The following is a 23,716-nucleotide window of genomic DNA, read 5'->3' on the forward strand; positions in this document are numbered from 1 at the left end:
TCATGGCGGACGAGGTCGACCACCGGCGCCGAGGAGCTCGGTACCGGGCGCGCAGGCGTGCCGTCTCCCTGCTCTTCGAGGCCGAACTGCGGGACGCCGACGTGGTGCAGCTCGCCGAGGAGCGCCGCCGGATGGGGGAGGAGTCCCAGGAGTTCCACGACGTTGCGCCGTACACCATGGAGATCGTCACCGGCGTCGCCGAGCGGCTCGACCGGCTGGACTCGACGATCTCCGAGCACCTGCGGGAGTGGACGCTCGAGCGGCTGCCCGCCGTCGACCGCGCGGTGCTCCGCGCGGCCGCGTGGGAGCTGCTCTTCGGCTCCGACGAGGTGGACGCGGCGGTGGTGATCGACCAGGCGGTTCTGCTGGTGTCGGACCTGTCCGCGGAGAAGTCGGTGCCGTACGTCAACGCGGTCCTCGACCGGGTGGCCGGGCTGGCCCAGCACATCCGGGCCGCCGAGCGCGCCGTGTCGAGCCTGGAGGGCCCGGACGACACCGGTGGGCCCGACGTGTCGCAGACCACGTCCGACGATCCGGGGACGGGCGCGGCCGGCTGATAGAGTTCAGGTCCGAAAGCTATCCCTTTAACGAGCCGTCCAGCGAGGCGGACAAGGAGGTGGTGATCGGTGAGCGCTGACGGTTCGGAGACGAACTCGGTGTCACTCTTCACGTCCGACGACGTCGCCAGGACGGTGTCCCGCCTGGCACATCAGATCATCGAACGCACCGCTGCGGACGCGCCCGGCTCGGGCCCCGTGGTGCTGCTCGGCATCCCGACCCGTGGCGTGCCGCTGGCCGCCCGCCTCGCCGAGCGGATCCGCGAGTTCAGCGGGGCCGAGGTCCACGCCGGGTCACTCGACGTCACGCTCTACCGTGACGATCTCGCGGGCGGTCCGCACCGGCCCCTGGGACCCACGAGGGTCCCCTCGCAGGGGATCGACGGGGCCACGGTCATCCTCGTCGACGACGTGCTGTTCTCGGGCCGCACCATCCGGGCCGCGTTCGACGCGCTCCGTGATCTCGGGCGGCCCGCGCGCGTGCAGCTCGCGGTCCTCGTCGACCGCGGTCACCGCGAGCTGCCCATCCGCGCCGACTACGTGGGCAAGAACGTCCCGACCTCCCGGGATGAGGGCGTGTCGGTGCGGCTCACCGAGATCGACGGCACCGACGCCGTGTTCCTGCGGCGGCCCGACCCGGAGAGGACGCGATGAAGCACCTGCTCTCGGCGGCCGACCTCGACCGGGAAGCGGCGCTGTCGATTCTCGACGAGGCGGCGCGACTGAAGGAGGCACTCCTCGGTCGCGAGGTCCGCAAGTTGCCGACGCTGCGCGGCAAGACGGTGCTGACGGTGTTCTATGAGAACTCCACCCGGACCCGCGTGTCCTTCGAGACCGCCGGCAAATGGATGAGCGCTGACGTCATCAACGTCTCGGCGAGCGCGTCCTCCGTCCAGAAGGGCGAGTCGCTCCGCGACACCGCGTTGACCCTCACCGCCATCGGTGCCGATGCCCTTATCGTCCGCCACCCCGCCTCGGGTGCGGCGCAGCAGATCGCCGGCTGGGTCGCCCCCGGAGGGGCGGGCCCGTCGGTCATCAACGCCGGTGACGGCATGCACGAGCACCCCACCCAGGCACTGCTCGACGCCATGACCCTGCGCGAGCGGCTGGGGGGCGTCGAGGGACGCCGCGTGGTGATCGTCGGCGACATCCTGCACTCGCGGGTCGCCCGGTCCAACGCCCTGCTGTTGTCGACGCTGGGCGCGGAGGTCGTCCTCGTCGCCCCGCCCACGCTGTTGCCGGTGGGCGTGGAGTCCTGGCCGGTCCGCGCCTCCACCGATCTCGACGCCGAGCTGGACGGCGCGGACGCCGTCATGATGCTGCGCGTCCAGGCCGAGCGGATGAACGGCGGGTTCTTCCCGTCCGCCCGCGAGTACGCGGTGCGCTACGGACTCGGACCCGCCCGCGCGGCCCGGCTCGGGGAGGACGTCGTCGTCCTGCACCCGGGTCCGATGGTCCGCGGCATGGAGATCGGCTTCGACACCGCCGACGCGCCGTCGTCCGCGATCCTCCAGCAGGTCACCAACGGGGTGCACGTCCGCATGTCGGTCCTGCTGCACGCCCTGGTCGGAACGGAAGGAAACCCCGAGTGAGCGCCCATACTGCGCCTACCCTGCTGCTTCGTCGGGTACGCCCCTACGGGGAGGGCGACCCGGTGGACGTCCTCGTCCGGGACGGCCGGATCGCGGCGATCGGTGACGACGCCGGCGCCCACGTCGGGGCCGGTACCGCCGATGCCACGGACGGTGGGGAGGCCGTCGAGGTCCTCGACTTCGACGGTGCTGTCCTGCTGCCCGGGTTCGTCGATCTGCACACCCATCTGCGCGAGCCCGGCCGCGAGGACACCGAGACCATCGCGACCGGGTCGGCCGCCGCCGCCCTCGGCGGTTACACCGCCGTGTTCGCGATGGCCAACACCCAGCCCCCGCAGGACAACCAGACCGTCACCGACTCGGTCTTCAGGATCGGCCGCGAGGTCGGTCTGTGCGACGTCCACCCCGTCGGCGCCGTCACAGTCGGGCTCGCCGGCGAGCAGCTCACGGAGATGGGGCAGATGGCCTCGGGGGAGGCCCGCGTACGGGTCTTCTCCGACGACGGCATGTGCGTGTACGACCCGCTGGTGATGCGCCGCGCCCTCGAGTACTCGGCCGGTCTCGGCGTGCTCATCGCGCAACACGCCGAGGAGCCGCGGCTGACCCGCGGAGCGGTGGCACACGAGGGGCCCACCGCGGCACGCCTCGGGCTCACCGGCTGGCCGCGCTCGGCCGAGGAGTCGATCGTCGCCCGCGACGCGATCCTCGCCCGCGACGCCGGTGCCCGCGTGCACATCTGTCACGCCTCCACCACCGGCACCGTCGAGCTGCTTCGGTGGGCCAAGGCGCAGGGCATCTCGATCACCGCCGAGGTCACCCCGCACCACCTGCTGCTGGACGACTCGCGACTCGAGTCGTACGACGGCGTGTACCGCGTCAACCCGCCGCTGCGCGAGGCGCACGACGCGGCGGCACTGCGCGAGGCCCTGGTCTCCGGGGTGATCGACTGCGTCGCCACCGACCACGCCCCGCACGCGGCCCAGGAGAAGTGCTGCGAGTTCGCCGCCGCCCGTCCCGGCATGCTCGGCCTCGAGACCGCCCTGCCCATCGTCGCCGCGCTGCTCGTCGAGACCGGGGACATGACCTGGCGGGACCTCGCCCGCGTCATGAGCACCCGGCCCGCCGAGATCGCCGGTCTGTCGGACCAGGGGCGGCCGATCGCGGTGGGGGAGCCGGCCAACCTCGCCGTCGTCGACCCCGACTCCCCGTGGACCGTCGTCGGCGAGGAGCTCGCAAGTCTGTCCGCCAACACCCCCTACGAGGGAATGACGTTCGCGGCGAGGGTCGTCGGCACCGTGTACCGGGGCCGTCTGACCACCCGCGACGGAGAGGTACTCGCATGACCCAGGACTTCTGGACCGTCATCTTCGTCATCGCCGTGCTGCTCGTCCTGATCGGTCTGATGACGCTCGGCTGGCGGAACCGGAGCCGATCCCAGGCGGGTCTGTTCGACGACCTGCCGGCACCGCCCGCCGACCCGGGCGAGGTCGTGCTGGGTCCGCTGTCCGGCGTGTACATCGGAAGCACCATCGCGGGCGACTGGCAGGCCAGGATCGCCCGCCCGCCGCTCGGTCACCGCTCGGCCGGCACCCTCACCGCCCACACCGGCGGCCTGCGACTCGACCTCGCCGACGCCACTGTCTGGATCCCGCGCGAAGACCTCGTCGACGTGCGCCGCGCCTCGGCACTGGCCAACAAGACCGTGCCCGGCGGCGGCATCCTCGTCGCCCGTTGGCAGGTCACCGGCGCGGACGGCCGCACCCTCGTCGACTCGGGCTTCCGGGCCGACGACAAGGACGGCTACCCCCGCTGGGAGGCACTGCGCGGTGACGCCGCCCCCACCCCCGATACCGACTCCACCACCGAGGAGAAGCAGTGACATCGCACAGCACCACGCCCGCGCGACAGGGGGTCGGCGAGCCCGCCGCACTCGTCCTCGAGGACGGGCGTATCCACCGGGGTCAGGCGTTCGGCGCCACCGGCACCACGCTCGGCGAGGCGGTGTTCACCACCGGTATGTCCGGGTACCAGGAGACCCTCACCGATCCGTCCTACTGTCGACAGATCGTCGTGACCACCGCGCCCCAGATCGGCAACACCGGCTGGAACGACGAGGACGGCGAGTCGCTGCTCGACGGCGAGGTCGGCGGCGGCCGCATCTGGGTCGCGGGCCTGGTCATCCGCGACCTGTCGCGCCGCGCCTCCAACCATCGCTCCACGCGCACGCTCGAAGAGGAGATGGTCGCCCAGGGCGTCGTCGGCATCGCGGGGATCGACACCCGCGCGGTCGTCCGCCACATCCGCGAGCGAGGTGCGATGAAGGCCGGCATCTTCTCCGGCGCGGATCTCTCCGACGACGAGACCATGCTCGCCGCGGTCCGCGCCCAGGAGTCCATGGCCGGCGCGTCGCTGTCCGAGGAGGTCACCACCTCCGCGCCGTACGTGGTCGAGCCGGAGGGCGAGGCCCGATTCTCGGTCGCCGCCCTCGACCTGGGCATCAAGTCCAACACGCCGCGGATGCTCGCGGCGCGGGGCGTCCGGGTCCACGTGATCCCCGCCGGGTCGACCCTCCAGGACGTCCTCGACCTCGACGTCGACGGCGTCTTCCTGTCCAACGGGCCCGGCGACCCGGCGACCGCCGACTCCGCCGTGCACCTCACCAAGGAGGTCCTCGGCCAGGGCATCCCGTTCTTCGGCATCTGCTTCGGCAACCAGATCCTCGGGCGCGCCCTGGGTCTGGACACGTACAAGATGCGGTTCGGTCACCGCGGCACCAACATCCCGGTGATCGAGAAGGCCACCGGCTCCGTGGCCATCACCTCGCAGAACCACGGGTTCGCCCTCCGCGCCCCCGAGAACGACACCTGGGAGACCCCGTGGGGGACCGCGACGGTCACCCACGTGTGCGCCAACGACGGCACCGTCGAGGGCGTCGCCCTCACCGACGGCAGCGCGTTCTCCGTCCAGTACCACCCCGAGGCGGCCGCGGGCCCCCGCGACGCGGCGGACCTGTTCGACCGCTTCGTCAGCCTGCTCGCCTCCTCCGACACCGGCTCCGCAGACTCCAGAAAGGGCTCGAACTGATGCCCCGGCGCACAGACATCAACCACGTCCTCGTCATCGGCTCCGGCCCGATCGTCATCGGCCAGGCCAGTGAGTTCGACTACTCCGGGACCCAGGCGTGCCGTGTGCTCAAGTCGGAGGGGCTGCGCGTCACGCTGGTCAACTCCAATCCGGCCACGATCATGACCGACCCCGAGTTCGCCGACGCGACCTACGTCGAACCGATCACTCCCGAGTACATCGACAAGATCTTCGTCCGCGAGGCCGAGCAGGGCCATCCCGTCGACGCGGTCCTCGCGACGCTGGGCGGGCAGACCGCGCTCAACGCCGCCATGCAGCTCGACGCCCAGGGGATCCTCACCAAGCACGGTGTGGAGCTCATCGGCGCCGACATCCCCGCGATCAACCGCGGCGAGGACCGGCAGACCTTCAAGGACATCGTCGCCAGTGTGGGCGGCGAGTCCGCGCGCAGCGCCGTGTGCCACACGATGGAGGAGGTCCACGCGACGGTCGCCGAGCTCGGCCTGCCCGTCGTCGTCCGCCCGTCGTTCACCATGGGCGGCCTCGGTTCCGGCCTCGCCTTCACCACCGAGGACCTCGAGCGGATCGCCGGTGGCGGACTGTCGGCCTCGCCCACCGCGAACGTCCTCATCGAGGAGTCCATCCTCGGGTGGAAGGAGTTCGAGCTCGAGCTCATGCGCGACAACAAGGACAACGTCGTCGTCGTGTGCTCGATCGAGAACGTGGACGCCCTCGGCGTGCACACCGGCGACTCCGTGACGGTCGCGCCGTCGATGACGCTGACCGACCGCGAGTTCCAGAACATGCGCGACCTCGGCATCGCCATCATCCGCGAGGTCGGCGTCGACACCGGCGGCTGCAACATCCAGTTCGCCGTCAACCCGGTCGACGGCCGCATCGTCGTGATCGAGATGAACCCCCGCGTGTCACGCTCGTCGGCGCTGGCCTCCAAGGCCACCGGCTTCCCGATCGCCAAGATCGCGGCCCGCCTCGCGATCGGCTACTCGCTCGACGAGATCACCAACGACATCACGGGGGAGACCCCGGCGTGCTTCGAGCCGACCCTCGACTACGTCGTCGTCAAGGCCCCGCGTTTCGCGTTCGAGAAGTTCCCGGGTGCCGACGACACCCTCACCACCACGATGAAGTCGGTGGGCGAGGCCATGAGCCTCGGCCGCAACTACCGCGAGGCGCTCGGCAAGGTCATGCGCTCGCTCGAGACCAAGGCCGCCGGCTTCTGGACCCTGCCCGACGAGGTCATCGCCCCGGGGCGTTCGACCGACGTCACGGCGGTCCTCGACGATCTGCGTCGCCCGACCGAGGGACGCATGTACGACGTCGAGCTCGCGCTGCGCCTGGGCGCCACGGTCGAGCAGGTGCACGAGGCCTCGGGCATCGACCCGTGGTTCGTCGACGAGGTCGCCGCGCTGGTCGAGCTGCGTCAGGAGATCATCGACGCCCCGGTCGTCGACGAGCCCCTGCTGCGTCGCGCCAAGCACAACGGGCTGTCCGACGCCCAGATCGCGGCGCTGCGCCCCGAGTTCGCCGGGGCCGAGGGCGTGCAGCGCCTTCGGCACCGCCTGGGGGTGCGCCCCGTCTACAAGACCGTCGACACCTGCGCGGCCGAGTTCGAGGCCAAGACCCCGTACCACTACTCCACCTACGAGCTCGACCCCGCCGCCGAGTCGGAGGTCACGCCGCAGACGGAGCGGGAGAAGGTCATCATCCTGGGCTCCGGTCCCAACCGGATCGGCCAGGGCATCGAGTTCGACTACTCGTGCGTGCACGCCGCCCTGACCCTGTCCGAGGCCGGCTACGAGACCGTCATGGTCAACTGCAACCCGGAGACCGTCTCGACCGACTACGACACGGCGGACCGCCTCTACTTCGAGCCGCTCACGTTCGAGGACGTCATGGAGGTCTACCACGCCGAGTCCGAGTCGGGAACGGTCGCGGGCGTCCTCGTCCAGCTCGGCGGGCAGACCCCGCTCGGCCTGGCCGCCCAGCTCGAGGAGGCCGGGGTGCCGATCGTCGGCACCAGCCCGTCCGCCATCGACCTGGCCGAGGACCGCCGCGAGTTCGGCGAGGTGCTGGTCCGCGCCGGCCTGCCCGCCCCCGCGTTCGGCACCGCGATCAACGCGGAGGAGGCCACGACCATCGCCGCGGACATCGGCTACCCCGTTCTCGTGCGCCCGTCCTACGTGCTGGGCGGCCGGGGTATGGAGATCGTCTACGACGAGGCCTCACTTCGCTCCTACATCGACCGGGCGACCGAGATCAGCCCGGACCGTCCGGTCCTGGTGGACCGCTTCCTCGACGACGCCGTCGAGATCGACGTCGACATCCTGTGTGACGGCACCGAGGTCTACCTCGGTGGCGTGATGGAGCACATCGAGGAGGCCGGCATCCACTCCGGCGACTCCGCCTGCGCACTCCCGCCGATCACCCTCGGCCAGGACGACATCGACCGTGTCCGCCGTTCGAGCGAGGCACTCGCCTTCGGCATCGGCGTCAAGGGCCTGATGAACGTCCAGTACGCCATCAAGGACGACGTCCTCTACGTCCTCGAGGCCAACCCGCGCGCCAGCCGCACCGTGCCGTTCGTGTCCAAGGCGACCGGCGTCCACCTGGCCAAGGCCTGCGCCCGGATCATGATGGGCGAGTCCATCGCAGCGCTGCGCGAGGAGGGACTCCTGCCCTCGGACCGGGACGGCGGCTCCCTGCCCGCGGACGCGCCCGTCGCGGTCAAGGAGGCGGTCCTCCCGTTCAACCGCTTCCGCACCCCGGAAGGCGACACCGTCGACTCCCTGCTGAGCCCGGAGATGAAGTCGACCGGCGAGGTCATGGGCATCGGCCCCGACTTCGCCGTCGCCTTCGCCAAGGGTCAGCTCGCCGCCGAGGGGGTGCTCCCCACGTCGGGCACCGTGTTCGTCTCGGTCGCGAACCGGGACAAGCGCTCGATGGTGTTCCCCGCGCAGCGCCTCGCCGCGCTCGGGTTCACCGTTCTGGCCACCGAGGGGACCGCTCTGATGCTGCGGCGGTACGGGATCGCGTGCGAGACCGTGGCGAAGCTCTCCGAGTCGGGCTCGGGTCCCGTGGACGCCGAGGGCAACGCGGTCCGGACGATCGTCGACCGCATCAACGCCGACGAGGTGGATCTCATCCTCAACATCGCCTCCTCGACGGGCGGGACCCGGGCGGACGGACACGAGATCCGCTCCGCCGCCATCTCGCGTCGCGTCCCGTGCGTCACGACCGTCCAGGGCGCCACGGCCGCCGTCCACGGCATCGAGGCGACACGCCGCGGCGACGTCACCGTCAGCCCGCTGCAGGACCTGCACTCGGGGTTCGCCTCCTGATGACCGTCTCCGCCCCCCGGGCCCCCTTCGGCGAGCGGTTACGCTCGGCGGTCTCCGCCCGCGGCAACCTGTGCGTGGGGATCGATCCACACCCCGCACTGCTCGAGGCGTGGGGACTCGGGGCGGACGCCGACGGGCTCGCCGAGTTCGCACGCCGGTCGCTCGAGGCGTTCGCGGACCTCGTCCCGGCGGTCAAACCCCAGGTCGCGTTCTTCGAGGAACACGGCTCGGCCGGCATCGGCGTCCTCGAGCAGGTCCTCGACCGGATCGGCGAGGCCGGCGCGCTGTCCGTCGCGGATGCCAAGCGCGGCGACATCGGCTCGACCATGGCCGGGTACGCCCGGGCGTGGCTGCGCGATTCCTCTCCGCTCGCGTGTGATGCGCTCACCGTCTCGCCGTACCTCGGCGTCGGATCACTGGACGCCGCGTTCGAGGCGGCCTCGGACACCGGGCGAGGGCTGTTCGTCCTCGCCCGCACCTCCAACCCCGAAGCGGGTCCGTTGCAGCGCTCGCTCGGGTCCGCGGGATCGGTCGCGCAGGCGGTGGTCGACGAGGTGGGCCGCCGCAACGGCACGGCCACCCCGGGGGCACCCGGCCCCTTCGGTGTGGTCGTGGGGGCCACGGTCGCCGATCCGCCGCGGCTGGACGCGCTGCACGGGCCCGTCCTCATGCCGGGCGTGGGGGAGCAGGGCGGCACGCTCGAGGACGTCAGGAGGATCGCCGGGCCCGCGCTGCCGCACACCCTGGTCAACGTCTCGCGGCACGTCCTCCGGGCGGGCCCGGACGTCGACGCGATGCGGACCGTCGTGCGCGATCTGGCGGCACAGTACAGGTTCGGTGGCGACTCCTGAGTCACCGCCGTCCCCTCCGGTTCACCGACGTCACATGGGGACACGTCACCGGTGTGCCCGGCGGGAACCGGATCGGCGGCATTCGGGTGGTTCGACTCGCGGTGGCCGAGGCGCGCCGCTAGTCTTCTGTACAACCTCACCACGCCAATGCGCAGTTCAGACGGGGTACCGCTACGGGGCCCCGCGCTGGTACGGGGTCCCTCGGCCGCGTACTGTTGCTGAGGTCATCAGGCCCGGAACAGTGGACATCCCCTCGGGGAAGTCGGAACCGCCCGGGTACGGTGAGCACGAGGGAGCGCCCGCTCCCGGAGGCGTTCCGCAGCCCGCGGACGCGCCGGGGACGGTCACCGCACACCAGGCGGGGGTGTCCTACGGTGGACACCCGCGTGAGTCATGAGACACACACGAACGAGACGGAGGAATTGTGGCCCTTCCCCAGTTGACCGATGAGCAGCGCGCTGCTGCTCTGGAGAAGGCGGCTGCCGCCCGTCGCGCCCGGGCTGAGCTCAAGGAGCGCCTGAAGCGCGGCGGCACCGACCTCAAGCAGGTGCTCAAGGACGCCGAGAGCGACGAGATCCTCGGCAAGATGAAGGTCTCGGCGCTGCTCGAGGCCCTGCCGAAGGTGGGCAAGGTCAAGGCTCAGGAGATCATGACCGAGCTGGAGATCGCGCCGACGCGCCGTCTGCGTGGTCTCGGTGACCGCCAGCGTCGCGCACTGCTCGAGCGGTTCGACTTCACGGTCGACTGATCGGCGAATGAACACACCGTCGTCCGGGGCCGCCCCGGAGGCGACGGCGAAGAGGGGCCGGCTGATCGTCTTGGCCGGCCCCTCCGCTGTCGGCAAGTCAACCGTCGTCGCCCGCCTGCGCGAGCGCCTGTCCGATCTCTACTTCAGCGTCTCCATGACCACCCGCGATCCCCGCCCCGGCGAGGTCGACGGTCGCGACTATCACTTCGTCACCACGGAGGAGTTCCGCGACGCGGTCGCGGGGGGCCGCATGCTGGAGTGGGCCGAGATCCACCGGGGCCTCCAGCTCTCCGGTACCCCCGCCGAGCCGGTCCGCCGCGCCCTGGACGAGGGTCGGCCGGTCCTCATCGAGGTCGATCTGGCCGGGGTCCGTCAGATCCGCGAGTCCCTACCCGAGGGCACGACCGTCTTCCTGGCACCTCCGTCATGGGAAGAACTCGAGGTCCGCCTGCGTGGTAGGGGTACCGAACCCCACGACGTGGTCGCCCGTCGACTCGAGACCGCGAAGGTCGAGATGGAGGCCCGCGACGAGTTCGACGTGGTCATCGTCAACGACGAACTCGAGGCCGCCGTCGACGAGTTGGTATCATTGCTGGTCGGCCGCGACTAGCGCCGGTCCCAGCGTCACCCGGGTGTCACGAGACACCGCCCGCAGTACCCAGAGGAGATCCCATAGTGGCCACCACCGAAGCCGCAGCGGCCACCCCGCTGTACGACACCCCGATCGGTATCACCAACCCCCCGATCGACGAGCTGCTCGAGCGGGCGTCCTCCAAGTACGCGCTCGTAATCTTCGCCGCCAAGCGCGCGCGGCAGATCAACTCGTACTACAACCAGATCGAGGAGGGCATCCTCGAGTACGTCGGTCCGCTGGTCGACCCGGGGCTGCACGAGAAGCCGCTGACCATCGCGCTGCGCGAGCTGCACTCCGATCTGCTCGACTGCGCCGAGGGAGAGTGAGCCCCACCGGGGACGACATGCGCGGCAAGCGTGTCGTCGTCGGCGTGGGCGGCGGGATCGCCGCGTACAAGGCCTGCGGCCTGATCCGGCTCCTCACCGAGTCCGGATGCCACGTCGACGTCGTCCCCACCGAGGCGGCCCTGCGCTTCGTCGGGTCCGCCACCTTCGAGGCTTTGTCCGGAAATCCGGTGTCGACCGGGGTGTTCTCGGACGTGCCGTCCGTCCGCCACGTCGCCCTCGGGCAGCGGGCGGACCTCGTCGTCGTCGCCCCCGCCACCGCCGACCTGCTCGCCCGCGCGGCGAGCGGCCGGGCGGACGACCTCCTCACCTCCACGCTGCTCACCGCACGCTGCCCGGTCCTGCTCGCCCCGGCCATGCACACCGAGATGTGGGAGCACCCCGCCACCCGGCGGAACGTCGACACCCTCCGCGGGGACGGGGTGCACGTCATGCCACCGGCCTCCGGACGCCTCACCGGCGCCGACACCGGCGCCGGGCGCCTACCCGAGCCGTCGGACATCGCCCGGCTGGCCTGGCTTTTCCTCGACGGCGGGACCCTGCCGTGGGATCTGGCGGGTCGGCGCGTCGTGGTGACCTCCGGCGGTACCCGCGAGGAGATCGACCCGGTCCGGTTCCTCGGCAACCGGAGCTCCGGCAAGCAGGGACACGCGATCGCCGCGGTGGCCGCGGCCCGTGGCGCCCGGGTCACGTTGGTGACGTCCTCGGACCTCCCGGTGCCCGCGGCCGTCGAGGCCGTGCACATCGAGTCCGCACTGCAGTTGCGGGAGGAGACCCTGCGCGCCGCCGCCCACGCCGATGTCGTCGTCAAGGCCGCGGCCGTCGCCGACTTCCGGCCGGCGGACGTCTCCGAGTCCAAACTCAAGAAGGGCAGCGATTCCGAGCCGGCCGAGATCAGGCTGCAGCGCAACCCGGACATCCTGGCCGACCTCGTCGCGGCCCGCTCCGCCGGCGACGTCCCCGCCAGCTGCGTCCTGGTCGGTTTCGCGGCCGAGACCGGCGACTCCTCCGGATCGGTCCTCGAGCACGGCCGGGCGAAGCTCGCGAGGAAGGGATGCGACCTCCTCGTCGTCAACGAGGTCGGGCGGGACACCACCTTCGGCCGGGACGACAACGGGGGCTGGATCCTCGACGTCGACGGCGCCGAGACCACGCTGGACCGGGCGAGCAAGGACCTCCTGGCCGACCGGCTGCTCGACGCGGTCGCAGCGGTCAGCCTCCGCCGGACCCGCCGGAGTGACACAGACCGCACCGACTAGTGTCGTTCTCACGCGATCGGCACCGATCACACGCGATCCCACCATGGAAGAGAGAAGCACTGTGACGCAGGCACGTCGGCTGTTCACCAGCGAGTCCGTGACCGAGGGGCATCCGGACAAGATCTGTGACGCCATCTCAGATTCGATCCTGGACGCGATGCTGGAACAGGACCCGGCGGCCCGCGTGGCCGTGGAGACAATGGTCACCACCGGCCAGGTCCACGTGGCCGGCGAGGTCAAGACCACTGGTTACGTGGAGATCCCGCAGCTCATCCGCGACAAGATCGTCGAGATCGGCTACGACTCCTCCGACAAGGGCTTCGACGGGGTCTCCTGCGGCGTGTCCATCTCTATCGGCCAGCAGTCCCCGGAGATCGCCCAGGGAGTCGACACCTCCCACGAGGCACGCACCTCCACCGAGTCGGTCGAGGACGCCATCGCCCGCCAGGGCGCCGGCGACCAGGGCCTGATGTTCGGCTACGCCTGCTCGGACACCCCCGAGCTCATGCCGCTGCCGATCGCGCTGGCGCACCGCCTGTCCCGGCGGCTGACCGAGGTGCGCAAAGACGGCACCCTGGACTACCTGCGCCCGGACGGCAAGACCCAGGTCACCATCGAGTACGACGGCGACCGCGCGGTGCGTCTGGACACCATCGTCATCTCCACCCAGCACGCCGACGGCATCGACCTCGAGACCACGCTGCGTGACGACCTCACCGCCCACGTGATCGACCCGGTCCTGGCCGATGCGGCCGGTGACATCGACACCTCCGACTTCCGCCTGTTGGTCAACCCCACGGGCCGGTTCGTGCTCGGTGGCCCGATGGGCGACGCCGGTCTGACCGGACGCAAGATCATCGTCGACACCTATGGCGGCATGGCCCGTCACGGCGGCGGCGCCTTCTCGGGCAAGGACCCGTCCAAGGTCGACCGCTCCGCCGCGTACGCAATGCGCTGGGTCGCCAAGAACATCGTCGCCGCCGGGCTGGCCGAGCGCGTCGAGGTCCAGGTCGCCTACGCCATCGGCAAGGCCGCCCCCGTCGGCCTGTTCGTCGAGGCCTTCGGCACCGAGAAGGTCGAGATCGACCGTCTGCAGCAGGCCGTGACCGAGGTGTTCGACCTGCGCCCGGGCGCCATCATCCGCGACCTGGACCTCAAGCGGCCCATCTACGCCCCCACCGCGGCCTACGGCCACTTCGGACGCACCGACGTCGACCTGCCCTGGGAGCGCACCGACCGCGTCGAGGACCTCAGGACGGCCGCCGGACTGTAGAGCCGTCGCACCTGGGTGTCGTAGCGGGGTGCGAGGATTTCCGACGTGACGACAACGCGCCCGGCGACCCGGGTCGCGGCGGCCGAGCGCCCCGTGGCCCGGGTTCTGCCGTTGCTCGGGGTACCCCACCTCGACCGCGAGTTCGACTACCGGGTGCCCGAGTCGATGTCGGCCGAGGCTCGCCCCGGCGTACGCGTGCGGGTGCGTTTCGCCGGCCGACTTGTCGACGGTTTCCTCGTCGAACGCGCGGCCCACACCGACCACCAGGGCGAGCTCGCCTGGCTCGAACGCGTGGTCTCCCCGGAACCCGTCCTCACCCCGGCGCTGTTGCGCCTGGTGGACCTCGTCGCGCGCCGGTGGGTGGGCACGCGGTCCGACGTGCTCCGACTGGCCATCCCGCCCCGGCACGCGGCGGCGGAGAAGTCCGTGCCCGAGCCCGGCGCGCCCGAGGGGGTGTCGATCGGCCCGGTCGAACTACCGGCGGGCTGGGAGGACCACCCGATGGTCGCCAGGTTCCTCGAGGCGGTCACCGGCGGTGTGCCGGCCCGGGGGGTGTGGACGGTGCCGCCCGGCCGGGACTGGGCGCGGTCGTTGGCCGCACTCGCCGACTCCGTCCGACGACGGGGTCTGCAGGTGCTGCTCATCGTCCCGGACCAACGTGACGTCGACCGCCTCGCCGGGGCGTGCCGCGAGGTGGTCGGGGGCGGAGCGGCCGGCCGGGACCTCGTCGCCGACCTGTCCGCGGGAGTGGGCCCCTCCGCCAGGTACCGACGCTGGCTGCGCGCGGTCCGCGGGCATGCACGGATCGTCGTGGGCACACGCAGCTCCGTCTTCGCCCCGCTCCCCGAACCGGGCCTCATCGTGCTGCACGACGACGGTGACGACTCCTTCGTCGAACCCCGCGCTCCGTATCCGCACACGCGTGATGTCGCCGCCCAGCGTTCCGCGCTGGAGGGCACCCCGCTCCTGCTGACGTCGGTGGACCGGACGCCGGAAGTCGCGGAGTACGTGAGGACCGGCTGGGCACACGAGATCCGGCCCCGCGCCGGCCTGGTCCGCGAGCTGGCCCCGCGCGTGGTGGCCGTGACGGACGCCGACCCGCTCCAGGCACGCGACGTCGCGGGCGGCCGCACGCGCCTGCCGGCCGTCGCGTTGACGATGGCCCGCGAGTCGATCGACGTCGACGCGCCGGTCCTGGTCCAGGTTCCCCGGAAGGGGTACATCCCCACTCTGCTGTGCGGTTCCTGCCGGACGCCCGCCCGGTGTCGTCGCTGCAACGGCCCCCTGCGCGCCGGCCGCATGGACGAGGTCTACGGGCCGGTCGAGCTGGCGTGCGGGTGGTGCGGGGCGCCCGAGCCGGGGTTCCGGTGCGTGGCCTGCGGATCGCGTGCGTTGCGCGCCGGGGTCGTGGGCGCGGGGCGCACCGCCGAGGAGTTGGGCCGGATGTTCCCCGGGGTGCGGATCCGCACGAGCGGGGGAGGGGAGATCCTCGACTCCGTGCCCGCGAGTCCCGCGATCATCGTGTCCACCCCCGGCGCGGAGCCCGTCGCCGACGGCGGTTACGGCGCCGCGCTGCTGTTGGACTCGTGGGCGCTGCTCGGCCGGCCCGACCTGAGGGCTGTGCAGAACGCGCTCCGGCTGTGGATCGGCGCCGCCGGGCTCGTCCGCCCGGCCGACGAGGGTGGCAGGGTGTTCCTGTCGGCGGACTCCGGGTCCGCGGTCGCCCAGGCGTTGGTCCGGTGGGACCCACAGGGCTGGGCGGAGCGCGAGCTCGCCGACCGCGCCGAGGTCGGGTTCCCCCCGGCGGTCCACATGATGGCGGTCGACGGCCCCGCGGCGGCGCTGGCGGAGTTCCTCGAGGACTTCCGGTTCGCCGACAGCGTCGAGGTGCTCGGCCCGGTGGACCTCCCCCCTGGCGAGGAGCTGCCCGGCCATGACGAGGTGGAGGATCCCGAGCGGGTCCTCCTGCGGGTCCCCCCGGCGATGCTGAACGACGTCGCCGCGGAGCTGCGCGCCCTCATCGTCCGGCGGGCGGGCAGACGATCCACCCATCCGCTGCGCGTCCGCCTGGATCCCGTGAACATCGGATGACTGACGCAGCGCCTAGAATGGCTGTTCATCACCGTCGCCCCGAGGAGACCCGATACGCATGCCCGTCCACCCCGTCCGGCTCTTCGGCGATCCCGTCCTGAGGACCGCCGCTGATCCCGTCACCTCCTTCGACGACCGGCTGGCGCGGACGGTGACGGACCTCATGGACACGGTCGCGCACGAGGAGGGCGCCGGTCTCGCGGCCCCGCAGATCGGCCTGTCCACCCGCGTGTTCGTCTACACCTGTGGAGGACGTCGGGGCCACCTGGTCAACCCGGAATGGGAAGCCATCGGGAACGAGACCACCGAGGTCAACGAGGGCTGTCTGTCCATCCCGGGGGTGTCGATGCCCACGGAGCGGTTCGCCCGGGTCCGCGCACGCGGGTTCGACATGAAGGGTGACCCGGTCAGCTTCGAGGCGGAGGGCATCCTCGCCCGCGCTGTCCAGCATGAGATCGACCACCTCGACGGGGTGCTGTTCCTCCAGCGGCTCACCCCGGAACGTCGCCGCGCCGCGATGGCCGAGATCCGCTCGTCAGCGTGGTTCGGCAGCGCCGCCGTCAGCGCCGGGGTCGTCTACGACCAGCTCTCCGACGCCATGGCGGTGAGGTGACCGATGCGCCTCGTCTTCGCCGGCACCCCCGACGTCGCCGTCCCGTCCCTGCGGGCTCTCCTCGACAGCGACCGCCACGAGGTGGTGGCCGTGGTCTCCCGACCCGACGCGCGCACCGGACGTGGCCGCGGGCTGTCCCGCAGTCCCGTCGCGGCCGCCGCCGACGCGGCGGGAATCGAGGTCCTCACCCCGCCCAACGCCCGCGATTCCGGGTTCGCCGAGCGGCTGCGTGAACTGGCGCCCGACGCCGTCCCCGTGGTCGCCTACGGACACCTCGTCCCACGGCCCGTTCTGGACATCCCGGCGCACGGTTGGATCAACCTGCACTTCTCCCTCCTGCCCGCGTGGCGGGGGGCCGCCCCCGTCAACGCCGCCATCGCGGCCGGTGACGAGGTCACCGGCGCCACGACGTTCCGGCTCGACGAGGGGATGGACACCGGCCCCGTGCTGGGAACGATGACCGAGACGATCCGGCCACGCGACACCGCCGGCGACCTGCTCGGGCGACTGTCCGAGTCCGGGGCCGGTCTGCTGGTCGCGACGCTCGACGGCCTCGAGGCGGGGGAGTTGCGCCCGGTACCGCAACCGACCGATGGCGTCTCCCACGCGGGGAAGCTCACCGTCGACGACGCGCGGGTGCGGTGGTCCGACCCCGCCCTGGCGGTCGATCGACACATCCGGTCGGTCACCCCGGCGCCCGGTGCGTGGACGACACTCGGCGGCGAGCGGGTGAAGATCGGCTCGGCCCGCCCGGCCGAGGAGACCGCCCCCGACCTCGAGCCCGGCCGTATCGCGTGGGACAAGAAGGCCGTGCACGTGGGCACGGCCTCCGCTCCCATGGTGCTCGAGACCATCCAACCCCCGGGCAAGAGGATGATGGACGCACTCAACTGGGTCCGCGGTGCGCGCCTCGACGCCGAGGCGGCCTTCGAGTGAGCGCCGACGGCGGACGGGGTCGCGGCGCCGGAAACGGCGGCAGCGAACGGGGCCGTGGCGCCGGAAGCGGCGGCAGCGGGCGCCGCGGTGACGCTCCGAAGCGCGGAGACGGCGGAGGTCGCCCCCGGGACACGGGCGCAGGTCGCCCACGGTCGGGCGGCCAGCAACGGTCAGGGGGACCGCGTTCGGGAGCCCGGCAGCGGTCTGGTGACCGGCAGCAGCAAGGTGGCCGGCAGCGGTCGGGCGACCAGCAGCGAGCGCAGCGACGGCCCGACGCGAGGTCCGTGGCCCTGACGGTCATGGCGGCGGTCCGCGAGCGCGCGGCCTACGCCAACCTCACGCTGCCGGCCGAGCTGCGCCGGGCGAAGCTCGACACCCGCGACGCCGCCCTGGCGACCGAGCTGACCTACGGCACGCTCCGCGCGCAGGGGCTCCTCGACCGCATCATCACCCTCGCCTCGTCGCGCCCCGTCGAGGAGATCGACCCGCCGGTGCTCGATCTGATCCGCCTGGGCGCCTACCAGCTGCTGTTCACGCGCATCGGCGCGCACGCGGCCGTCGACACCAGCGTGGAGGCGGCCCGCACCGCGGGGCTCGGCCGCGCCGGTGCGTTCGTCAACGCCGTCCTGCGCAAGATCTCGGCGCGCGACGCGGACGCGTGGGTCGAGGCGCTACGCGACGGCGTGACCGACCCGGTGGCGAGAATGGCCATCGGCACCGCCCACCCGGAGTGGATCGCCCGGGCGTTCGCCGACTCGCTCGGTGCGGCCGCCGGGGAGCTGCCCGAGCTGCTCGCCGCGGACGACGCGCGGCCCAGGGTCCACCTGGCCGCCCGGCCGGGCGCGATCTCCGCCGAGGAGCTCGCGTTGGTCACGGGGGGCCGCGAGGGCGAGCTGTCGCCGTACGCGGTGCACCTCGACTCGGGGGACCCGGGCACGCTCGACGCCGTGCGGGAGGGGCTGGCCGCGGTCCAGGACGAGGGCAGCCAGCTGGTCGCGCTGGCCGCCGCCCGCGCGCCGCTGGACGGCCCGGACGGCGGACGCTGGCTCGATCTCGCCGCCGGCCCCGGCGGCAAGGCGGTCATGTTGGGCGCGCTCGCGGAGATCGAGGGCGGGACCCTCACCGGCGTCGAGGTGTCGCCGCATCGCGCCGACCTGGTCCGTGAGGCCACCCGGGACCTTCCGGTGACGGTGCACACGGCCGACGGCCGCGATCCCGGCCTCGAACCCGGCTTCGACCGCGTCCTCCTCGACGCGCCGTGCTCGGGCCTGGGCGCGTTGCGGCGGCGCCCCGAGGCGCGGTGGCGCAAGACGGCCGCGGACATCCCCGCGCTGGTCTCTCTGCAGCGCGAGCTGCTGGACTCGGCGATGCGACTGGTCCGACCGGGGGGTGTGGTGCTGTACGCGACGTGCTCGCCGCATCTGTCGGAGACCGTGTCGGTGGTCCGCGAGGCCGCGCGTCGGGACGACGTGGAGACGCTCGACGTGCGAGAGATCCTCGCGGACATCGGCGGCGCGGTCGGCGGCCCGCCCGACGGGTCGGGGGCGGGGCCGTGGGTGCAGCTGTGGCCGCACCGGCACGGCACCGACGCGATGTTCATGGCGGCGCTGCGGCGGACCCGCTGACGCGGCCCGCCTAGACTGGGCGGCATGTCGTACCAGCCGCTCATCGCGCCGTCGATCCTGTCCGCCGACTTCGCCCGACTCGACCGCGAGATCGAGCGGATCCCGTCCGCCGACTGGATCCACGTGGACGTCATGGACGGCCACTTCGTGCCCAACCTGTCGTTCGGCGCGCCGGTCGCCGCTGCGGTCGGCCGGGTGACCGACAAGCCCATGGACTGCCACCTCATGATCGAGAACCCGCTGCGCTGGGTCGGGGACTACGTCGACGCGGGCGCCGCGAACGTGACCTTCCACCTCGAGGCGGCCGACGACCCGGTGGCGGTGGCGGACCTGCTGCACGTCAAGGGCAGCCGTGCCGGGATCTCGATCAAGCCGGGCACGCCCGCCGAGATGTGCTTCGAGGTGCTCGACCACGTGGACCTGGTCCTCGTGATGAGCGTCGAGCCGGGCTTCGGCGGTCAGAAGTTCATGCCCGAGTCGCTCGACAAGGTCCGCGCCCTGCGTGCCGAGATCGACCGCCGCGGTCTGGACGTCCGCATCCAGATCGACGGTGGGATCGACGCCGACACGATCGGGGAGTGCGCGGCCGCCGGCTGTGACGTGTTCGTGGCCGGCTCGGCCGTCTACGGCGCCCCGGACCCCGACGTGATGATCGGGGACCTGCGCGACCGCGCGCTCGCCGCGCGGGCGTGACCGTGCCCGACGCGACCGGCCCCGAGGCGGTCGCCTCCACGACGACACCGGCGCGCCGCCGGGAGCGGGCCGCCCTCGCCGAGGCGATCGCTCTCTCGCGGGCGGCGCTCGGGGTGAGCACGCCCAACCCGCCGGTCGGCGCGGTGGTGCTCGACGCCGCCGGTGCGGTCGTCGGTCGCGGCGCCACCGAGGCGCCGGGCGGCCGGCACGCCGAGGTGGTCGCCCTGGACGAGGCCGGCGACCGGGCGCGGAGTGGCACGCTCGTCGTGACGTTGGAGCCGTGCGATCACCACGGCCGCACGGGCCCCTGCACCGCGCGGGCCCTGGCCGCGGGCGTCGCGCGCGTGGTGTACGCCGTGTCCGACCCGAACCCCGTGGCGGCCGGCGGTGCCGACACCTTGCGGCGGGCGGGGGTCGACGTGTCCAGGGGCGACGACGACGAGGTCCGCGCCGCCGGGGACGGCCCGCTCCGGGCGTGGCTCCACCGGCAGGCCCACGGCCGACCGTTCGTCACCTGGAAGTACGCGGCCAGCCTGGACGGCAGGGTGGCCGCGGCAGACGGGTCGAGCAGGTGGATCACCGGGCCCGTCTCGCGACACCACGCACACGCGAGGCGGCAGGAGATCGACGCCCTCGTCGTCGGCACCGGGACCCTCACCGCCGACGACCCCGCTCTGACCGCCCGCCTAGACGACGGACGCCCCGCCCCACGCCAGCCCCTCCGGGCGGTGATGGGCCTGTCCGCCGTGCCCGCCGACGCGGCCGTCCGCGGGGACGACGGCCGGTTCCGGCACCTCGCCACCCGGGACCCCGCCGAGGCGCTCGCGATGCTCGGGGACGTGTGTCACGTCCTCGTCGAGGGCGGCCCGCGCCTGGCCGGGGCGTTCCTGGCCGCCGGGCTCGTCGACCAGGTCGACGCCTACATCGCCCCGCTCGTCCTCGGCGGCGGACGGTCGGCCGTCGAGGGGGCCGGCGTCGCCACGCTCGCCGACGCGCACGGCTTCACCGTCCGCGAGATCACCGTCCTCGGCGCCGACGTCCACCTGCGCATGACGGCGCCGACCACCCGACCCACGCCCGCGGCGCCCGACACGCAGGCGCCCGCCACCCCACCGACGAGAGGACCCCGCTGATGTTCACCGGAATCGTTGAGGAGCTCGGCACCCTCGAATCGATCGACCGGCGGGGAGACTCCGCGCGGCTGCGGATCCGCGGCCCGCTGGTCACCTCCGACGCGGGCCACGGCGACTCGATCGCCGTCAACGGGGTCTGCCTCACCGTCACCGAGTGGGAGCCCGGTGCCCACTTCGACGTGGACGTCATGGCCGAGACGCTCGACCGCACCGCGCTCGCCGCCCTCGCGCCCGGTGACCCCGTCAACCTGGAGCGCGCCATGCGCGCCGACGCCCGCTTCGGCGGCCACATCGTCCAGGGGCACGTCGACGGCACCGGCCGCGTCGTCAGTCGCGTCGAGCACGAGCACTGGCACGTCCTACGGATCTCCCTGCCCGGCGACCTCGCCCGCTACGTCGTGGAGAAGGGCTCCATCACCGTCTCCGGCACCTCGCTCACCGTCTCGGCGGTGAGCGCGCCCGGCGAGGCCGACGCCTGGTTCGAGGTGTCGCTCATCCCCACCACCCTCGAGGCCACGATCCTCGGTGGCCTGGCCCACGGGGACGCGGTCAACCTCGAGGTGGACGTGCTGGCGAAGTACGTCGAGCGGCTGCTGGACGGACGCGGTGGCGGGTCCCGCTGATCGGATGCGCCATACTTGAGCCCGGACCCGCGGCCGCCGCCCGGGCTCGTCAGACACGAGGAGACCCCGCACCAGTGACCACCTTCGACGGCATCGAGCGAGCCATCGCCGACATCGCGGCGGGACGGGCCGTGGTGGTGGTGGACAGCGAGGACCGCGAGAACGAGGGCGACCTGATCTTCGCCGCCGAGCTCGCCACCCCCGAACTCATGGGCTTCCTCGTCCGGTATTCCTCCGGGTACGTGTGCGTCGCACTCGAGCCCGAGGACTGCCTCCGCCTGGACCTGCCGCCGATGCGGGCCATCAACGAGGACCGCCACGACACCGCCTACACCGTGACCGTGGACGCCCGCACCGGCGTGTCCACCGGTATCTCCGCCGCCGACCGCGCCCGCACCGCGCGGCTGCTCGCCGCCGACGACACCGTGCCCGGGGACTTCACCCGCCCCGGCCACGTGGTGCCCCTGCGCGCCCGGCCCGGCGGCGTCCTCACGCGGCCCGGTCACACCGAGGCCGCGGTCGACCTCGCCCGACTGGCCGGCCTGCGTCCCGCCGGCGTGATCTGCGAGATCGTCTCCGAGGACGATCCCACGACCATGGCCCGCACCCCCGAGCTGCGGCGGTTCGCCGACGAGCACGGCCTGGCGATGGTGACCATCGAGGCACTGCAGGCCTGGCGGCGTGCACACGAGGTGCAGGTGGTCCACGAGGCCGCGGCCCGCGTGCCCACCCCCGCCGGCACCCTCACCGCCCACGGCTACCGCGACACCCTCCAGGGCGTCGAGCACGTGGCCATGGTCGCCGGCGACGTCTCCGGCGACGAGCCGGTCTCGGTCCGGATCCACTCCGAGTGCCTCACCGGTGACGTCTTCCACTCCCTGCGGTGCGACTGCGGCCCGCAGCTCGACGCCGCGGTCGCCGCCGTATGCGAGGAGGGACGCGGGATCGTCCTCTACATGCGGGGCCACGAGGGCCGGGGGATCGGCCTCGTCCAGAAGCTCCGCGCCTACCAGCTCCAGGACTCGGGCCGCGACACCGTCGACGCCAACCTCGACCTGGGCCTGCCCGCCGACGCCCGTGACTTCAGTCTCGCCGCGCAGATGCTGCGCGACCTCGGGGTCACCCGGGTCCGGCTCATGACCAACAACCCCGCCAAGGCCGACGCCCTGCGCGCCGGTGGGGTGGAGGTGGTGGCCAGGGTGCCCATGCCCACCGCGGTGACCCCCGAGAACCTGAGGTACCTGCGCACGAAACGGGACCGTATGGGCCACCTGCTCGAGGGGCTCGACGAAGGGCCGGCCGGGCCGGCCGGCCCGGCGGGCGCCGACGTGAACGGAGAGGATCAGCGATGAGCGGCAGCGGAAGGCCTGAACCGGTCGTCCCCGACGCCCGCGGGCTGCGGCTCGGCGTGGTGGCCTCGACATGGCACCAGGAGATCTGCACCCAGCTCGTGGACCGGGCACTGGCCGTCGCCGAGGCCTCCAGAGCGGCCGTCACCCTCGCCCGCGTCACCGGGGCCGTGGAACTGCCCGTCGTGGCGCAGGAGCTCGCGCGCACCCACGACGCCGTGGTCGCGCTCGGCGTCGTCATCCGGGGCGCCACGCCCCACTTCGACTACGTCTGCCGCTCGGTGACCGACGGCCTCACCCGGATCGCCCTCGACGAGGCCACGCCCGTCGCCCACGGCGTCCTCACCACCGAGGACGAGGACCAGGCCCGCGACCGCGACGGCCACGAGGGCGCAGCGGAGGACAAGGGCGGGGAGGCGGTGGCCGCCGCGCTCGGCGCCGCCATCGCCCTGCGCGAACTGAGGACCATCCGATGAACGGCACCTGGGAGTTCGAGCACACCCCGCGCCGGATGCGCACCACCGTGATCGCGCTGGCGGTGCTCATCGTCATCATCCACGTCGTGTGGGCCGTCATCCTCGTCCGCGGGGACACCGGCGTGACGATCGGCGTCGCCGACCAGCTGGCCTTCGTCGTCACCGGCCTCATCTTCGCCGGCGTCCTGCTCACCCTCCTGCGCATCCGCGTCCGCGCCGGCGAGCAGGGCGTCGAACTGCGCGGCCCCCTCCGGACCCGGGGGTGGAGCTGGGAGGACATCGTGGGCGTGACCTTCCCCCGCTCGAGCTACTGGCCCCGGCTGGAACTGCCGGCCTATGAACACGCGGGGATCTGGGCGATCCAGTCCTTCGACGGCCGGGACGGCGTCGAGGCCATGTCGCGACTGCGCGACGTCATCCGCGCCCACAAGCCCTCGGCCGCCGACCCCGAGACCGTCGCCGACCGCTGACGCGCC

At 72.6% G+C, this 23,716-nt stretch carries 23 protein-coding genes; all 23 read left to right on the top strand.

Features of this window, described 5'->3' with window-relative positions:
* Positions 1-2: 2 nt before the first annotated feature.
* Positions 3-557: a transcription antitermination factor NusB gene (gene nusB / locus DPA01S_RS06825; protein ID WP_061914767.1), complete on the top strand. Its 555-nt coding sequence runs from the start codon at positions 3-5 to the stop codon at positions 555-557.
* Between the two features lie 69 nt (positions 558-626).
* The gene (gene pyrR / locus DPA01S_RS06830) at positions 627-1,211 is read left to right on the top strand and encodes a bifunctional pyr operon transcriptional regulator/uracil phosphoribosyltransferase PyrR (protein ID WP_061914771.1); all 585 of its coding nucleotides are present in this window, start codon (positions 627-629) and stop codon (positions 1,209-1,211) included.
* Complete coding sequence (locus tag DPA01S_RS06835; RefSeq protein WP_061914774.1) at positions 1,208-2,149, top strand: aspartate carbamoyltransferase catalytic subunit; 942 nt, start codon at positions 1,208-1,210, stop codon at positions 2,147-2,149. Before pyrR ends, DPA01S_RS06835 begins: the two co-directional genes overlap by 4 nt.
* The gene (locus tag DPA01S_RS06840; protein WP_061914777.1) at positions 2,146-3,492 is read left to right on the top strand and encodes a dihydroorotase; all 1,347 of its coding nucleotides are present in this window, start codon (positions 2,146-2,148) and stop codon (positions 3,490-3,492) included. The genes DPA01S_RS06835 and DPA01S_RS06840 overlap by 4 nt, the downstream gene beginning before the upstream one ends.
* Positions 3,489-4,028, top strand: coding sequence for a PH-like domain-containing protein (locus tag DPA01S_RS06845; RefSeq protein WP_061914780.1), 540 nt, complete (start codon positions 3,489-3,491; stop codon positions 4,026-4,028). The genes DPA01S_RS06840 and DPA01S_RS06845 overlap by 4 nt, the downstream gene beginning before the upstream one ends.
* A complete protein-coding gene (gene carA / locus DPA01S_RS06850) occupies positions 4,025-5,233 on the top strand; it encodes a glutamine-hydrolyzing carbamoyl-phosphate synthase small subunit (protein ID WP_061914784.1) in 1,209 nt (402 codons plus the stop codon). The genes DPA01S_RS06845 and carA overlap by 4 nt, the downstream gene beginning before the upstream one ends.
* The gene (gene carB, locus DPA01S_RS06855) at positions 5,233-8,592 is read left to right on the top strand and encodes a carbamoyl-phosphate synthase large subunit (protein WP_061228658.1); all 3,360 of its coding nucleotides are present in this window, start codon (positions 5,233-5,235) and stop codon (positions 8,590-8,592) included. The genes carA and carB overlap by 1 nt, the downstream gene beginning before the upstream one ends.
* Positions 8,592-9,443 (top strand): orotidine-5'-phosphate decarboxylase, encoded by an 852-nt coding sequence (gene pyrF, locus DPA01S_RS06860; protein ID WP_061228657.1) that lies wholly within the window; start codon positions 8,592-8,594, stop codon positions 9,441-9,443. Before carB ends, pyrF begins: the two co-directional genes overlap by 1 nt.
* 424 nt (positions 9,444-9,867) lie before the next feature.
* On the top strand, positions 9,868-10,191 hold the full coding sequence (mihF, locus tag DPA01S_RS06865) for an integration host factor, actinobacterial type (RefSeq protein WP_007631925.1): 324 nt from the start codon (positions 9,868-9,870) through the stop codon (positions 10,189-10,191).
* Positions 10,192-10,198: 7 nt separating this feature from the next.
* The gene (gene gmk / locus DPA01S_RS06870) at positions 10,199-10,801 is read left to right on the top strand and encodes a guanylate kinase (RefSeq protein ID WP_061228656.1); all 603 of its coding nucleotides are present in this window, start codon (positions 10,199-10,201) and stop codon (positions 10,799-10,801) included.
* A 65-nt stretch (positions 10,802-10,866) separates the two neighbouring features.
* Entirely contained in the window at positions 10,867-11,151 is a 285-nt protein-coding gene (rpoZ, locus tag DPA01S_RS06875; RefSeq protein WP_061228655.1) for a DNA-directed RNA polymerase subunit omega, read from the top strand.
* Positions 11,148-12,428: a bifunctional phosphopantothenoylcysteine decarboxylase/phosphopantothenate--cysteine ligase CoaBC gene (coaBC, locus tag DPA01S_RS06880; RefSeq protein ID WP_174521538.1), complete on the top strand. Its 1,281-nt coding sequence runs from the start codon at positions 11,148-11,150 to the stop codon at positions 12,426-12,428. Before rpoZ ends, coaBC begins: the two co-directional genes overlap by 4 nt.
* A gap of 43 nt (positions 12,429-12,471) precedes the next feature.
* A complete protein-coding gene (gene metK / locus DPA01S_RS06885; protein WP_043568210.1) occupies positions 12,472-13,701 on the top strand; it encodes a methionine adenosyltransferase in 1,230 nt (409 codons plus the stop codon).
* 45 nt (positions 13,702-13,746) lie between these two features.
* Positions 13,747-15,792: a primosomal protein N' gene (locus DPA01S_RS06890; RefSeq protein WP_007631912.1), complete on the top strand. Its 2,046-nt coding sequence runs from the start codon at positions 13,747-13,749 to the stop codon at positions 15,790-15,792.
* 58 nt (positions 15,793-15,850) lie between these two features.
* Positions 15,851-16,405: a peptide deformylase gene (gene def / locus DPA01S_RS06895; RefSeq protein ID WP_007631910.1), complete on the top strand. Its 555-nt coding sequence runs from the start codon at positions 15,851-15,853 to the stop codon at positions 16,403-16,405.
* Positions 16,406-16,408: 3 nt separating this feature from the next.
* The gene (fmt, locus tag DPA01S_RS06900; protein ID WP_061228653.1) at positions 16,409-17,341 is read left to right on the top strand and encodes a methionyl-tRNA formyltransferase; all 933 of its coding nucleotides are present in this window, start codon (positions 16,409-16,411) and stop codon (positions 17,339-17,341) included.
* Positions 17,342-17,625: 284 nt separating this feature from the next.
* Positions 17,626-18,966: an RsmB/NOP family class I SAM-dependent RNA methyltransferase gene (locus tag DPA01S_RS06905; protein WP_082767689.1), complete on the top strand. Its 1,341-nt coding sequence runs from the start codon at positions 17,626-17,628 to the stop codon at positions 18,964-18,966.
* A gap of 24 nt (positions 18,967-18,990) precedes the next feature.
* Positions 18,991-19,659, top strand: coding sequence for a ribulose-phosphate 3-epimerase (rpe, locus tag DPA01S_RS06910; protein WP_061914787.1), 669 nt, complete (start codon positions 18,991-18,993; stop codon positions 19,657-19,659).
* A 2-nt stretch (positions 19,660-19,661) separates the two neighbouring features.
* A complete protein-coding gene (gene ribD, locus DPA01S_RS06915; protein ID WP_198150718.1) occupies positions 19,662-20,792 on the top strand; it encodes a bifunctional diaminohydroxyphosphoribosylaminopyrimidine deaminase/5-amino-6-(5-phosphoribosylamino)uracil reductase RibD in 1,131 nt (376 codons plus the stop codon).
* Positions 20,792-21,415 carry a riboflavin synthase gene (locus DPA01S_RS06920; protein WP_061914790.1) on the top strand — a complete coding sequence of 208 codons (624 nt, stop codon included), beginning with the start codon at positions 20,792-20,794 and terminating at the stop codon, positions 21,413-21,415. Before ribD ends, DPA01S_RS06920 begins: the two co-directional genes overlap by 1 nt.
* Before the next feature lie 74 nt (positions 21,416-21,489).
* Positions 21,490-22,767 carry a bifunctional 3,4-dihydroxy-2-butanone-4-phosphate synthase/GTP cyclohydrolase II gene (locus tag DPA01S_RS06925; RefSeq protein WP_061914793.1) on the top strand — a complete coding sequence of 426 codons (1,278 nt, stop codon included), beginning with the start codon at positions 21,490-21,492 and terminating at the stop codon, positions 22,765-22,767.
* The gene (ribH, locus tag DPA01S_RS06930) at positions 22,764-23,240 is read left to right on the top strand and encodes a 6,7-dimethyl-8-ribityllumazine synthase (protein WP_061228649.1); all 477 of its coding nucleotides are present in this window, start codon (positions 22,764-22,766) and stop codon (positions 23,238-23,240) included. The genes DPA01S_RS06925 and ribH overlap by 4 nt, the downstream gene beginning before the upstream one ends.
* Positions 23,237-23,710, top strand: a complete 474-nt coding sequence (locus DPA01S_RS06935) for a PH domain-containing protein (RefSeq protein ID WP_061228648.1) — start codon at positions 23,237-23,239, stop codon at positions 23,708-23,710. The genes ribH and DPA01S_RS06935 overlap by 4 nt, the downstream gene beginning before the upstream one ends.
* Positions 23,711-23,716 lie beyond the last annotated feature (6 nt).

Origin of the sequence: Dietzia papillomatosis NBRC 105045 (genome assembly GCF_001570845.1) — a bacterium.
Classification (GTDB): domain Bacteria; phylum Actinomycetota; class Actinomycetes; order Mycobacteriales; family Mycobacteriaceae; genus Dietzia; species Dietzia cinnamea.